The 12973-nt window shown below is 65.3% G+C and carries 13 protein-coding genes; 4 read left to right on the top strand and 9 right to left on the bottom strand.

What is annotated here, in order from left to right:
• The first annotated feature begins 144 nt into the window (after positions 1-144).
• From L2I41_RS15855 to L2I41_RS15845, 3 genes are all read left to right on the top strand, one after another.
• Entirely contained in the window at positions 145-855 is a 711-nt protein-coding gene (locus tag L2I41_RS15855) for a TerC family protein (protein WP_237154552.1), read from the top strand.
• Positions 856-1086: 231 nt separating this feature from the next.
• Positions 1087-2445, top strand: a complete 1359-nt coding sequence (locus L2I41_RS15850) for an MATE family efflux transporter (RefSeq protein ID WP_237154551.1) — start codon at positions 1087-1089, stop codon at positions 2443-2445.
• A 176-nt stretch (positions 2446-2621) separates the two neighbouring features.
• Positions 2622-2843, top strand: a complete 222-nt coding sequence (locus L2I41_RS15845; RefSeq protein WP_237154550.1) for a DUF2093 domain-containing protein — start codon at positions 2622-2624, stop codon at positions 2841-2843.
• 14 nt (positions 2844-2857) lie between these two features.
• On the opposite strand, the gene lpxK is transcribed toward L2I41_RS15845, so the two are convergent.
• The 7 genes from lpxK to L2I41_RS15810 all read right to left on the bottom strand — a co-directional run bounded on the left by lpxK (position 2858) and on the right by L2I41_RS15810 (position 10206).
• The gene (lpxK, locus tag L2I41_RS15840) at positions 2858-3889 is read right to left on the bottom strand and encodes a tetraacyldisaccharide 4'-kinase (RefSeq protein WP_237154549.1); all 1032 of its coding nucleotides are present in this window, start codon (positions 3887-3889) and stop codon (positions 2858-2860) included.
• A gap of 3 nt (positions 3890-3892) precedes the next feature.
• Positions 3893-5176 carry a 3-deoxy-D-manno-octulosonic acid transferase gene (locus tag L2I41_RS15835; protein WP_237154548.1) on the bottom strand — a complete coding sequence of 428 codons (1284 nt, stop codon included), beginning with the start codon at positions 5174-5176 and terminating at the stop codon, positions 3893-3895.
• Positions 5169-5897, bottom strand: a complete 729-nt coding sequence (locus L2I41_RS15830; protein ID WP_237154547.1) for a lysophospholipid acyltransferase family protein — start codon at positions 5895-5897, stop codon at positions 5169-5171. The genes L2I41_RS15835 and L2I41_RS15830 overlap by 8 nt, the downstream gene beginning before the upstream one ends.
• The gene (locus L2I41_RS15825) at positions 5887-7719 is read right to left on the bottom strand and encodes an ABC transporter ATP-binding protein (RefSeq protein ID WP_237154546.1); all 1833 of its coding nucleotides are present in this window, start codon (positions 7717-7719) and stop codon (positions 5887-5889) included. The genes L2I41_RS15830 and L2I41_RS15825 overlap by 11 nt, the downstream gene beginning before the upstream one ends.
• A 106-nt stretch (positions 7720-7825) precedes the next feature.
• Positions 7826-8062 (bottom strand): DUF4170 domain-containing protein, encoded by a 237-nt coding sequence (locus L2I41_RS15820; RefSeq protein ID WP_237154545.1) that lies wholly within the window; start codon positions 8060-8062, stop codon positions 7826-7828.
• A 19-nt stretch (positions 8063-8081) separates the two neighbouring features.
• The gene (locus L2I41_RS15815) at positions 8082-8876 is read right to left on the bottom strand and encodes a 3'(2'),5'-bisphosphate nucleotidase CysQ (protein WP_237154544.1); all 795 of its coding nucleotides are present in this window, start codon (positions 8874-8876) and stop codon (positions 8082-8084) included.
• Positions 8863-10206: a TldD/PmbA family protein gene (locus L2I41_RS15810; protein ID WP_237154543.1), complete on the bottom strand. Its 1344-nt coding sequence runs from the start codon at positions 10204-10206 to the stop codon at positions 8863-8865. Before L2I41_RS15810 ends, L2I41_RS15815 begins: the two co-directional genes overlap by 14 nt.
• 342 nt (positions 10207-10548) lie before the next feature.
• Here L2I41_RS15810 and L2I41_RS15805 point away from each other — a divergent pair, with 342 nt between their 5' ends.
• Positions 10549-11112, top strand: coding sequence for a DUF6101 family protein (locus L2I41_RS15805; protein ID WP_237154542.1), 564 nt, complete (start codon positions 10549-10551; stop codon positions 11110-11112).
• A 70-nt stretch (positions 11113-11182) separates the two neighbouring features.
• Here the strand turns inward: L2I41_RS15805 and ubiA are convergent, their stop codons facing one another.
• On the bottom strand, positions 11183-12127 hold the full coding sequence (gene ubiA / locus L2I41_RS15800; RefSeq protein WP_237154541.1) for a 4-hydroxybenzoate octaprenyltransferase: 945 nt from the start codon (positions 12125-12127) through the stop codon (positions 11183-11185).
• Positions 12124-12849 (bottom strand): Abi family protein, encoded by a 726-nt coding sequence (locus L2I41_RS15795; RefSeq protein WP_237154540.1) that lies wholly within the window; start codon positions 12847-12849, stop codon positions 12124-12126. The genes ubiA and L2I41_RS15795 overlap by 4 nt, the downstream gene beginning before the upstream one ends.
• Between the last annotated feature and the right edge of the window lie 124 nt (positions 12850-12973).

The raw sequence follows: 12973 nt of genomic DNA, 5'->3' as shown, positions 1-12973 counted from the left end.
GAAGCAGGGCTCCCAGACCATTACTTGAACACGTGAGTGCCCGTCGGGCAGCTTGGCCTGACCGGATCGAAAAGAGGGTCTCTCAGGCCAAAGTCCCTGCAGGAACACCGGGCGCGGTCGCGTCCTTGATTGGAGCCACGCGCCTTGAACCTCTTTCACCAATATGCCGGCGAGATCTCGGCGCTGTTTCAGGTCATCTTCATCGACGTGGTACTGGCCGGCGACAATGCCATCGTTGTCGGCATGGCCGCCGCCGGCGTCGATCCGGCCATTCGCCGCAAGGTGATCTTCTGGGGCATCGGCGGTGCCGTGCTCCTGCGCATCTTCTTCGCGCTGATTGCCGCCCAGCTTCTGGTAATCATCGGCCTGACGCTCGCCGGTGGCGTGTTGCTGCTCTGGGTCTGCTGGAAGATGTTCCGCGAGATCCGCGCCTCCCACCAGGAGGAGCAGCAGGCACTCGACGCCGCCTCCAACGCCATGGATGGCGACGCGTCCAACGACCCGCCGGCCGTCGGCAACAAGAGCTTCCGCCAGGCGCTGACGCAGATCATCATTGCCGACCTCTCCATGTCGCTCGACAATGTCCTGGCCGTCGCCGGCGCTGCCAAGAACCATCTGGTCGTTCTGGTGATCGGCCTGCTCCTGTCCGTCGCGCTGATGGGCGCCGCCGCAACCCTGATTGCGCGTCTCCTCGCCCGCCATCGCTGGATCGCCTGGGGCGGCCTGCTGATCATCTTCTACGTTGCGCTCTCCATGATCCATCGCGGCATGGCCGAGGTTTGCGAGGGCGTGGTCGGCTCGGAAAGCTGCCAGATTCTCAGCCTTGAGGGCGTTCGCGCCACCGTTCTGCATTGACCCCACCCGCCAGGCCGTGTCATGGCCTGGGTGAGGGACAAAGCTCGCGGGTCCTTGCCTGTCCAAGCCTTATTGCGGCCGGGCAGGCGAGAGGCTTGCGGCCATCATCGGGATCTCCCGGCCGGCTGCTGTCGTGTTCCGGCAGTGGCCAGCATTAGTCTGGGGCGCGTCTTGCCCTGAGCCGCCCCAACGCGGCGACTTTTCCTGTTCGAAATCATCCGGAAGGACACCATGAGCACAGTTTCGTCGCCGCGTGCGGCCTTCCTGAGTGGTTCGATCATGCGCCATGTGGTGGTGATGACCGCCACCGGTTCCATCGGTCTGATGGCCATCTTCGTGGTCGACGTCATCAACCTCCTCTACATCTCCTTCCTCGGTCGCACCGAATACACGGCCGCCATGGGCTACGCCGGTCTGGTGCTGTTCCTGATGACCTCGCTGGGCATCGGCTTCACCATCGCCGTCACCGCCCTTTGCGCCCGCTCCATCGGCGGTGGCAACCGCGAGCGCGCCCGCCGTCTTGCCAGCTCGGGCCTCGTCATCTCCCTGGTGGCGATGACGCTCGTCACCGCCCTGATGATGCCCCTCTTGCCGGCCTTCCTGTCGTCCATGGGCGCCGAAGGGGCGACGCTCGACGCCACGCTGATCTATCTCTGGATCGCGATGCCCGGCAGCCCGTTGCTCGGCATCGGCATGGCCATGACCGGCGTTCTCCGCGCCACCGGCGACGCCCGCCGATCCATGTATGTGACGCTCGGCGGTGCCGTCACCGCCGCCCTTTGCGATCCCATCTTCATCTTCGGTCTGCATCTCGGGGTCGAAGGCGCCGCCATCGTCACGCTCATCTCCCGCTTCGTCATGATCGGCATCGGCTGGCACGGTGTCCATCAGGTCCACCGCATGCTGCAGCGCCCCACCGTTGCCAATGTGCGCGAGGACTTCCGGCCGCTGATGGGCATCGCCATGCCCGCCATCCTTGCCAATCTGGCAACGCCGGCCGGCAACATCTTCGTCACCGCCATCATCTCGCGCTTCGGCACCGATGCGGTCGCCGCCTGGGCCATCATCGGCCGCCTCTACCCCATGCTGTTCGGCGCCATCTTTGCGCTGTCAGGCTCTGTCGGTGCCATCTTCGGGCAGAACTTCGGTGCCCGTCAGTTCGATCGCGTCCGCCGCACGCTCGCCGACAGCCTCACCTTCACGCTGGTCTACGTGGCGGTGGTCTGGCTGATCTGCGTGCCGCTGGCGCCCTATATCGCCATGGCCTTCAACGCTTCGCCGGGCACCAGCGAGATCATCGTCTACTTCTGCCGCTGGATTGCGCCCACATTCGCCTTCACCGGGGCGCTCTTCGTGGCCAACTCCGCCTTCAACAACCTCGGCTATGCCACCTACTCGACGCTGTTCAACTGGGGCCGTGCCACGCTCGGCACCGTGCCTTTCTGCTGGGTCGGCTACCAGATGGGCAGCGCCGAGGCGGTGATGATGGCCTGGAGCGTCGGTGCCGCCGTCTTCGGCGTCGGCGCGGTGCTGATTGCCTATCGGGAAATCGGCAAGCTTGGCCGCCACATGCGCCCAGCCGCCGCCTGATCAACCCAAGGCGGCTTGCAGCCGCTCGGTCGCGGGGTTATATCGATTGTCTTCGAAGTGACACTCGACATTCCGGTTTTGGCTTTCTCATGCTCTTGATCGAGATGAGAAATTCGAAATGAAGTCAACGAGCCCAGGCATCTGCATCCCGGGCGAGTTGGTATGATGGATCTTGCATGAACAGAATGGACTTTTCCTTTGGCGGCGGCGAAGCCCAGATCCGCTATCTCGACGGCGACTACAAGATCCTGCGCAACGGCACCTATGTGCGCTGCGCGATCACCGGGCGCCCCATCCTGATTCAGGATCTCAAATACTGGAGCGTCGAGCACCAGGAAGCCTATCTCGACGCGGAAGCCGCGCTCGAAGCCTATCGCCGCGCCAACAACGCCCGCTGATCCCAGCCGGCACATCAGGCCGTCGGCAGCTGCTCGAAGGTGTCGCGCAGCCAGCGCGCCCGCGCCGCTTTCAGAAGTTCGGCCACCGCGATCGGGTTCTCGAACTGCGTCTCCACGCCCAGCGTCACCACGCTCTCATAGAGTTCGGCGGCGGGCCCTGACCGGCCGCGCAGGCGCACCGCGTCCTTCTCGGTGGTCACCGGGCGCGCGTCCAGCCGTTCAGCTTCGGCCAGGATCTCCTTGGCCTCGAGATTGCTGAAGAGGTGATGGTCGGCAAAGCTGCGCGTGCCCGCCACCTCGATACCCGCCTCCCGCAGCTGGTCGAAGAACTTGGCCGGCCGTCCGATGCCGCTGAAGGCATAGACGCGCGTGCCCGTCGCGATCGCCTTGCCGGTCTGCACCACGCTCGCCCGCAGCACCGGCCGCCCCCGTCGCGCCGCCGCGCGGATCACCTTGCCGGCTCTCGGGCTCGACCCGTAAACCAGAACCACGTCCGCATGGCCGATCTGCCGGCGCAGCGGCGCCCGCATCGGTCCGGCCGGCAGCGACAGGCCATTGCCGATCCCCACCGCGCCATCCACCACGGCAAGGCTCATGGTCTTGGCGATGGACGGATTCTGCAGCCCGTCGTCCATGAAGCACAGGCTGGCACCGGATTCTTTCAGGAGATCAAAGGCGCGCTCGCGCCGGCGGCTGACGATGGTTGGCGCCACGGCGGCCAGCAGCAGCGCCTCGTCCCCCACGTCGGCTGCGCCGTGTATTGCAGGATCCACCCGCACCGGCCCCTTGAGCCGCCCGCCATAACCGCGCGTCAGGAAGCAGGGAGCAAGGCCATTCTTCGCGGCAATCTCGGCCAGCGCGATCGCTGTTGGCGTCTTGCCTGCTCCGCCCACCACGAAGTTGCCGACACAGATCATCGGCAGCGGCGGTCGCGCCCCGGGTCGCGCCATGCGCCGGGCGGTCAGCCAGCCGTAGACAGCACCGATCGGCCATAGCAGCAGGGCTCTGAGGCCCAGTCTCTCCCACCAGAACGCCGGAGCACGCATCCTTCACGCCTCGCGCCGGGCCAGCAGCGGCGTCAGCGCCGCCATCGTACGCCCGAGGGCTCCAGCATAGCTTTCCACGACGGAAAGCGCTGCCGAAATCTGTGTTTTCCGCTGCGAACTGTCCTTGAGGAGCACCAGCGCCGCTTCGGCGATCGTCTCTGCGTTCTCTGCGATGGTCAGACCACCGCACTCGATGAAGCTGCGGTAGACGTCCGGCCAGTTGGCATAGTGCGGTCCTGCCAGCATTGCCGTCTTGAGCCGCGCCGGCTCGATCGGATTGTGCCCGCCGATATCCGGCACCAGCGTGCCGCCGATCACCGCCACGCTCGCCAGCCGGTAAAGCGTGCCGAGCTCGCCCATGGTGTCGGCCACATAGACGGCCGTCTGCTCGTCCGGCAGCTCGCCCACGGCCCGCCGCTTCACGGTAAAGTCCCCCCCGGCCAGATCGGCCACGGCCTCACCGCGGTGCGGATGGCGCGGCGCCAGCACCAGCAGGCAATCGGGCCGCTCTGCGCGTACCCTGGCAAAGGCCGCCAGCGCGATTTCCTCTTCGCCTGGATGCGTGGAAGCCGCCAGCAGCACCGGCCGGCTCCCGAAGGCGCCGCGCAACTGGGCCTCGGCTTCGGCCGAACCATCCGGTACGCCGGCCTCGAACTTCATGTTGCCGACCGCCCGCGTCTCGCCGCACCCCAGCTGCTCGTAGCGTTCCGCGTCCCCCGGCGTCTGTGCCAGCACCAGGCCGATGCTGCGGAAGATGGCACGCGTGGCAAAGGCAAACCGCCCCCAGCCGTCCAGCGAACGGGGCGACATGCGGGCGTTGGAGATGACGAGTGGAACGCGCCGTGCCTTCAGCCGCGCGATCGTCACCGGCCAGATTTCGCTTTCCACCAATATGGCCAGCTCCGGCCGCCAGTGATCGAGGAAGCGGTCGACGAATCCGGCAAGATCGAGCGGGGCAAACTGGTGGATCACCGCCGCCCCCGTCCGCGCCGCCAGCACGGCCGCCGACGTGGTCGTCACCGTTGTCACCAACACCGTGAAACCTTCCGCCGCCAGTTGCTCGATCAACGGCACCGCGCTGACGCTCTCGCCCACCGAGACGGCATGCACCCAGACGACCCGCCCCGCCGGACGCGCGACCGAGGCCTCGCCCAGCCGCTCGCGCCAGCGCAAGGCGTCTTCCTTGCCCTGCTTGAGGCGCCAGCCGACCACGGCGCGGCCGATCGGGCCGCCCACGCGGGTCAGGGCGACATATGCGCCGAGCAGGGCGTCGCTGAAATCAGCCATCGTGACGGGGACCAGGGTGGAACTTGTGGGCGATGCCCAGGATCTCGTAAGCGCGTTGGGTCGTCCGATCAAGCTCGGCACTCAACTGACGGGCGATGCGTTCCATGTCCGCGTCGGTTGCCTCCTTCGGCACATCGATCGGCGCGCCGTGCACGACGGCGGCGCGGCTGAAGGGCAGGTCGATCGACATGCGATCCCAGTTTGAAAGGCGGATGGCCCGACGCGACACATAGGCAACCGGCAGGATCGGACAGCCGCTCGACCGTGCCAGATGCACGATGCCGCGTCCGGCCACTTGCGAGATCTTGGGCACGTCCGCCGTCATCATCACGCAACGGCCCTCGGAGAGTTCGCGCAGCGCCTGCCGATAGCCGACGCTGCCGCCCTTGCGCCGAGCCGCCCGCGCATTGTGCGAGCCCGACGCGCGGATCGTGCCGATGCCCTGCGTCTCCGCCGCCACCGCGCCGATCCCCGCCGCCGCATTGCGGGCGATCATGATCGCCGTCGGCAGATCCTCGGGGCGCGCCGCCGGCGACATCAGCGCCAGTCCATGCCAGAAGGCGAAGATGGTTGCCCCTCTGCGATGCGCTGCCGCGAAGGCATCTGCCGGCTCGACCGTCATCTTGGCCGTGGTGTAGACGAGGCGGGCATAGGCGCCAACCAGCCTGCCGACAAGTCTGTGCAGCGCACCGAAGCTGAGCAACCGACGATCAAGCCGCATTGCCGCCCTCCGCCGCCGCGCCGGCGCCAGACAGCTGCGTCTTGTGCAGATGCGCGTAGAGCCCGCCTGCCGCGGCGAGCTCGTCATGTGTACCTGTTTCGACGATGCGCCCCTTGTCCAGCACCACGATCATGTCGGCGCGCTTCACCGTCGACAGGCGATGGGCGATCATCAGCACCGTGCGGCCCGCAAACAGGCCATCGAGCGCGGCCTGCACATGCGCCTCCGAGTTGGCGTCGAGGGCGCTGGTCGGCTCGTCCAGCAGCAGGATGGGCGCGCCGCGCAGCATGGCGCGCGCGATGGCGATGCGCTGCTTCTGCCCGCCCGACAGCAGGCTGCCCGCCTCGCCCACCGGCGTGTCGTAGCCCTTCTCCAGCGTCGAGATGAAGCTGTGCGCATCCGCCGCCCGCGCCGCCGCCTCGATGGCGGCCTGGTCGGCCTCGGGGCTGCCATAGGCGATGTTGGCGCGGATCGTGTCGTCGAACAGCACCGGGTCCTGCGTCAGCAGGGCAGACGCCTTGCGCACCGAAGCAAGCGTGAAGTCGGCAATGTTCTGCCCGTCGATCCGCACCACGCCGGATGCCGGATCGTAAAAGCGCAGCACGAGATTGAGCAGCGTCGACTTTCCCGCTCCGGACGGGCCGACGAAAGCCACCTTCTGCCCCGGCTGGATCGTCAGGCTGACGTCGTGCAGCACCGGCGTCTCTTCGTTATAGCCGAAGGTCACATGATCAAAGGTGATGGCCCCGGCTGGATTGAGCAACACCTTCGCCTCGGCCCGCTCCACCACCTTGGGCTCTTCGTCGAGAATGCTGAACACCCGCCGCGCGGCGATGATGCCTTCCATCAGGACATTCTGCAGGTTCGCCAGAGTCTTCAGCGGCTGGTAGATCAGCATGGCCGCCGACATGAAGCCCATGAACTCGCCCAGCGTCAGGCCGCCGTGAATGCCGCGCCAGCCGCCATAGAAGATCGCCGCCGCAAAGCCGAGGCCCGACAGGCCCTCGGTGAACGGTCCCGTCCGCGCGCGGGTCTTCTGCGTCCTCAACCCGGCGTCGCGTGTGGATTCGATATGGCGCAGGGCACGTGCCGTTTCGGAAGCCTCCTGGCCGTAGGCCTTCACCACGCGAATGCCCGCGAGCGTCTGCGCCACGATGCGGGCAATGTCGCCCGATCCCGACAGCGATTGCTTGACGGACTTGGTCAGCTTGCGCCGCTGCTTGCTCATCAGCATGATGGAGATCGGCAGCGAGCCCAGCACCAGGATGCCCAGCACCCAGTCCAGCCACAGCATGGCGCCAACCAGCGCCACCGATTGCAGGGCGTTGCGCACCAGCGCCGTCAGCGTCTGCGAGGCCGCCTGGTTCACCACCAGCGTATCGGCCGAGAACACGCTGACAAAGCGCGCCGAATGTGTGCCCTGGAGAAAGCCGAGATCGGAGTTGGCAAGCCGCCGGAACAGCTTTTCGCGCAGTTCGGCGACGATCTCGCCGGAGATCCGCGCTTCCGTCATGCGGCTCGAATATTCGGCCAGCGAGCGAACCGCCATCACCACCGCCACCACCAGCGGCAGGATATACAGCGTCGTCTGGTCTTTCTGGATGAACACGCGGTCGGCGGCGGTCTGCATCAGGAAGGGCAGGGCGCCTGTGGTTGCCGCGACGAAGATCATCGTCAGCATCGACCTGAGCACCAGCTTGCGGCGCGGCCAGATGAATTCGCGGAAGATCCGCTTCACCACATAGACAGACTCGTCGCCGTCGCCGGTCTCCGCCCATCCGGGTTGGTTTCGATCCGCGACTGCAGTCCTGTCCTCAGTCATCCAAGCCGCCCAAAGCAAATGTATTCGGCGCAATGTCTAGTGCGCCGAAGTCTGTTCGTCCAGAGATCCCGGTCTGAAGAGGACAAGTCAGGTGCGCTGAAGGAGCTCAGTTCTGCGCCGGATCGAGCAGACGATGCAGGTGGACGATGAAATACCGCGTCTGCGCCTGATCGACGGTCGCCTGTGCCTTCTGCTTCCAGGCCGAATAGGCTTCGGCATAGCTCGGGAAGAGGCCGACGATATCGACCGCGTTGAGATTGGAAAACTCGACCGAGTCGAGCGACTTCATCTCGCCGCCGATGACCATGTGGATCAGTTGTTTCGAAGTGACTTCAGTCGTCATGAAAGCTCCCGTTCACGCGTCAAAAAGGACCCAGCTGGTCAAGGGCCTGCCTTGCCAGCATGTCGCTGCCGGCGATCAGCCCCGGATGGGTCGTCACCGCCAGATTGTACCTGATGTCGGCGCCGTTTGCAGCCATCAGCGTGCCGCCGGCCTCGGTCAGGATCAGATGTGCCGCCGCAATGTCCCAGTCATGGGCGTTGGGCCGGGCGAAGGCGAGGTCGAGCCGCCCGTCAGCCACGAGCGCAATCCTCAGCGCCAGCGAGGCGACATAGCCGCCGTCGCGCACCGTCGGCACCGCCTTGCGCAGGCGTGTCATCAGCGCCGTCGGTCCGGCCACCCGCGCGTCAGCAATTTCGGGCACGCGGATGATGGCCAGCGGCTGCCCGCCCACATAGGCGCCGCCATCGGCCGTCGCCGTGAAAATACGCGCCGCTGTCGGCTGGATCAGCACCGCCGCCTTGGGGGCACCGTCTTCCACCACGGCGAGCGAGATCGTCCATTCGTCCGAGCCGGCCAGAAAGCCGCGCGTGCCGTCGATGGGGTCGACCACGAACACCCGCCGGCAGGCGAGCCGCGCCGGATCGTCCTCAGTCTCCTCCGACAGCCAGCCATAGTCGGGCCGCGCCGCCAGCAGCGTTTCCTTGAGCAAGTGGTCGACCGCATAGTCGGCCTCGCTCACCGGCGACGCATTGTCCTTGTGCCAGACCTTGGGATCCTGCCGGAAATAGGACAGTGCCAGATAGGCCGCCGTTTCCGCGGCGCTCACCAGCAACTGAAGATCGGCATCGGGCTGGCGCCCGTCAGCGTCCGGCAATGGTCAGCCCCTCGATGGCAAGCGTCGGCGCCGTGAAGGCGCTGCGGAACTCGATGTCGTTGGCCGGCGTGATCCGCTGGAACATGTCCGCGAGATTGCCCGCCACGGTGATTTCGGCAACCGGATAGGCCAGCTCGCCGTCTTCGATCCAGAAGCCCGAAGCGCCGCGCGAATAGTCGCCGGTGACGAGATTGGCGCCATGGCCGATGAAGTCGGTCACGTAGAGGCCGGTGCCGATCGCCTTGATCAGTTCGTCGGGGCTCTGCTCACCCGGATGCAGCAGCATGTTGGTGGCGCCCGGTCCCGGTGCGCCACTGCCGCGCGCCGCGCGGCCGTTGGATGCGAGCCCCAGTTCGCGCGCTGTGGCGCTGTCGAGCAGCCAGCAGTTCAGCACGCCGTCGCTGATGATGTCGAGCGCCACCGAAGCGAGCCCCTCGCCGTCGAAGGGGCGCGACCCCGGCCCGCGCGGACGTAAGGGATCGTCGGTGATGCGGATGCTCGGGCTCAGCACCCGCTGGCCGAGCTTGGACTTCAGGAAGGACGAGCCGCGTGCGATCGAGCTGCCCGAGATCGCGCCGGAGAGCGCCCCGAGAATGCTGGTCGCCACGCGCGGATCATAGACGATCGTCGCCTGCTGCGTGCTCACCTGCCGCGGATTGAGCCGCCGCACGGCCCGCTCGCCGGCCCGGCGGCCAACCAGCGTCGCGTCTTCGAGATCGCTGAGATGCGACTTGCCCGAGGAGTCCCAGTCACGCTCCATCGACGTGCCGGATCCGGCGATGGCGGCCACCGAATGGCCATGGCTCGACGTCTCATAGGCTCCGGCAAAGCCGTGCGAGGTGACCAGCGCCGCACCGCCGCGCGCCCAATAGGCCGAAGCGCCGGTAATGTTGGTGACGCCCGGCACGTCCATCGCCGCCGCCTCGAGGGCGCGGCCACGGATCACCAGATCGGCCGAACTCACCGGCGTCTCGTCCAGAAGATCGAGGTCGGGGAAGTCGTGGGTCAGTCTCAGCTTGTCGGCAAGGCCCGCAAAGGGATCGGGCGTGGCGATCTTGGCCATGGTCACCGCCCGCGCCGCCAGTTCCTTGACGTCGGCGCCCAGGGTAGCGGAGATCGTCGCGTTGCGGTCGCCGACGAAGACGCGGAGGCCGAACTCGTCATTCTCCGAATGCGTGACCTTTTCCACGTTGCCCTTCAGCACCGACACGACCTGATTGACCGATCGCGCCGAGACGGCATCGGCGGCATCAGCGCCCGCCGCCAGCGCCGCCTTGACCAGACGGTCGGCCATTTCGGTCAGGGCTTGAAGATCGACAAGTTCGCTCATGACAAGGAGAATCCACTGTAACGCTGAGTTTGTGTTTAGGTGGTGGGCGCGGCAACGACAAGGTCCAATGCCGGGACTTCCTCGACATTTGCGGCACAAAAAGGACGCATGCTGATCAATTGATCGTTTGCGACCTGGTGGAAGCTTGGCCCTTTTAAGTGAAGCCGGACTTCAGACTCCGCTAACCCTCTTGAAAGTCCACAGAAAATTTACCCAATCCCTTAATCGGCCAACGACTGGTCATCCCTTAGCCTCAGGACTGTTCGGGACCGGGTGCGATCAAACCAAAACGACGCCTGGCCCGACAGGGATGTGCAAATTGAGTTTGAAGAGGCGTCGGAGATGACAGGAGCCACTCTGGCAAGTTCAGGCGGGCAGATGCGACTGGATCCGTCCAGCCTTCCAGCCCGCTGGTCAGTCGAAGTTGACGAGAAGGGGCGGCAGGCCCAGGAGGCCAGCCTCTACATGGACGATGGCGGCATCGTCATGAAGCGCCGTCTGTCCGGACTGCCCTTGACCCTGAGCTTGCCTTTCGAAGCCTTCCAGGGCGTTGCGGTACGTCTTGCGACGGACGCCGACGGCGACCTCACCGCTCACGTCGAGCTTCACCACCACGACCCGGCGCTGTCCGTGCCGCTCACGGTCACCCGCAACATGGAGATCGCCGCCGCCGACTGGCAGGGCTGGTCGGATCGTCTGCATCTGCCCATGCTGCTGATCGAACGCGACGGCGCCGCCGAACAGGTCGGTCCCCGTGCCAGCGTCGAGATCGGTGCTCCGGTGCCGCGCCGCAGCCACGGCGCCACGGCCAGCCGCCGTCCGCGCTTCCTGATGCGCCGCAAGGTCGGTCAGACCGGTGAGATGCCGGTCCTGCGCGGCTGCCGCGAGATCATTTCCTACGAGTGATACCGAGCGTCATCGAAAATGACGTGAGCTGACCACCAGCAAAAGCCGGGTGCGCCGCATCCGGCACCCCTCACATGTTGCGCAGATAGCCGTCCGCCACCAGCCCTGCGAACAGCAGCCAGCCGGCCCAGCGGTTCGACTTGAACAGCATCAGGCAGAGATCCGGGTTGTCCTTGTCGAAGCGCTCCACCTGCCAGAACAGGTGGCGGGCGAAGGCGGCAAGACCGACAAAGGCGGCAAAGCCGCATTGGGCGTCCACCATCGCGCCGCCGATCAGCACCACCGCCAGCCCGTAGCAGACCGTGAGCAGCTTCGGCGTGGTCTCGGCAAAGGCCTGCGCCGTCGAGCCCATGCCGATCAGCGCGTCGTCTTCGCGGTCCTGATGGGCATAGATCGTGTCATAGCCGATCGTCCACAGCACCGACGCCACATAGATGAGCACGGCCGGCAGCGACAGGTCGCCGAACACCACCGCCCAGCCCATCAGCCCGCCCCAGGAAAAGGCCAGGCCCAGCATCACCTGCGGATAGTTGGTGATGCGCTTCATGAACGGATAGATCGCCACCGGAATGAGCGAGGCGATGCCCAGCAGCACCGAAAACGGGTTGAAGCACAAGAGGATGCCGAGCCCGACCAGCGCCTGTGCCACCATGAACGCCGCCGCCGCCTTGGCGCTCACCCGCCCCGAGGGAATGGGGCGCGCCCGCGTGCGGGCCACCTGCGCGTCGATGTCGCGATCGAGAATGTCGTTATAGGTGCAGCCCGCCCCGCGCATCACCACCGCCCCCATGAGGAACAGCAGGAGATAGAGCGGCGAGGGAAAGCGGTCACCATGTACGCCGCTCGCCAGCGCCAGTGACCACCAGCACGGCGGCAATAGCAGCCGCCAGCCGATCGGTCGATCCCAGCGGGCAAGCTGGGCATAGGGCTTCACCCAAGCGGGCAGAAAGCGATCCACCCAATTGCCGGACTGGGCATCGGGAATGGAGGAGGCATGGGGATCGGACGTGCTCATGGTGCCGTTGTAGCGCCTTCGGCTTTACGGCGCGAGGGGGGAGTGGGGCGAGATGCGATGGTTTGCATAACGCGGCTGGCTGAGTTGACCCAGCTCGCACTCTCCGTGCACACCCAATTGATTACCTCTACGATCTCCTGATGTTTCTTGACCGGCTCCTTGTCGAAGATCGCGCGATGGTGAGCGATTCTGTTTCGCCATCTTCTTATGCTTTCGATGTGTCGTTGAAGGTCTTCTCTGCGTCGAAGATGATGGGCATTGGGGAAGTTGTAGCGTATTCCCTTCGACCAGATCATGCGGTCAAAGCGCTTGGTGGTCAGGTGCTCCCAAAAGCCGAATGTCAGTGCCGACGCAATATGATGGCTGTTCGTTGCGCTTCCATGTTGCTCCCTCTCATCATCAATCGCGATTTCCAGCTCTGATCGAAATCGGGGATCAATTACCTTGAGAAAGGTCTGGTGCTCAAACCAACTCTCGCCGAGCCGATTGAGGAGAGCGTTGTGAATGGCATTGCGAATGATGATTTCGGCAAAATGCAGAGGAATGTAGAACGCCTCTGATAGCTCACAGTTCCACAGATACATTTCGAAGGCGGCCGATCGATCAAATTCTGCTGCGGGGAGATAGCGAGATATTCGCTGGGGTTGCATCACCGTTTCCAGGCGCACAACTTGGTCCGGTGTCGGTCTCGGAATTAATTGATTTTTGGGCGGCGTCTGCATAAGTTGAATCCGTGAGCTGCGGACAGGTTGCTTCGGCCCCTCCCGTGGACAAGATCGGAAGGCGGACCTGGAAACGGGTGCCGCCTTCATTTTTCCACCTGAAATTGTTGCGCGTCAACGCCTT

The sequence above is a fragment of the Oryzibacter oryziterrae genome, from assembly GCF_021864535.1.
In the GTDB taxonomy this organism is placed as follows: Bacteria; Pseudomonadota; Alphaproteobacteria; order Rhizobiales; family Pleomorphomonadaceae; genus Pleomorphomonas; species Pleomorphomonas oryziterrae.
Note: the sequence above shows the minus strand (reverse complement) of the source record. Positions and strands in the feature narration are given on the sequence as shown.

Coding starts and splice junctions, on each gene's coding strand:
- L2I41_RS15850 (WP_237154551.1), top strand. CDS start 1,087: ATGAGCACAGTTTCGTCGCCGCGTGCGGCCTTCCTGAGTGGTTCGATC.
- L2I41_RS15845 (WP_237154550.1), top strand. CDS start 2,622: ATGAACAGAATGGACTTTTCCTTTGGCGGCGGCGAAGCCCAGATCCGC.
- lpxK (WP_237154549.1), bottom strand. CDS start 3,889: ATGCGTGCTCCGGCGTTCTGGTGGGAGAGACTGGGCCTCAGAGCCCTG.
- L2I41_RS15835 (WP_237154548.1), bottom strand. CDS start 5,176: ATGGCTGATTTCAGCGACGCCCTGCTCGGCGCATATGTCGCCCTGACC.
- L2I41_RS15830 (WP_237154547.1), bottom strand. CDS start 5,897: ATGCGGCTTGATCGTCGGTTGCTCAGCTTCGGTGCGCTGCACAGACTT.
- L2I41_RS15825 (WP_237154546.1), bottom strand. CDS start 7,719: ATGACTGAGGACAGGACTGCAGTCGCGGATCGAAACCAACCCGGATGG.
- L2I41_RS15820 (WP_237154545.1), bottom strand. CDS start 8,062: ATGACGACTGAAGTCACTTCGAAACAACTGATCCACATGGTCATCGGC.
- L2I41_RS15810 (WP_237154543.1), bottom strand. CDS start 10,206: ATGAGCGAACTTGTCGATCTTCAAGCCCTGACCGAAATGGCCGACCGT.
- L2I41_RS15805 (WP_237154542.1), top strand. CDS start 10,549: ATGACAGGAGCCACTCTGGCAAGTTCAGGCGGGCAGATGCGACTGGAT.
- ubiA (WP_237154541.1), bottom strand. CDS start 12,127: ATGAGCACGTCCGATCCCCATGCCTCCTCCATTCCCGATGCCCAGTCC.
- L2I41_RS15795 (WP_237154540.1), bottom strand. CDS start 12,849: ATGCAGACGCCGCCCAAAAATCAATTAATTCCGAGACCGACACCGGAC.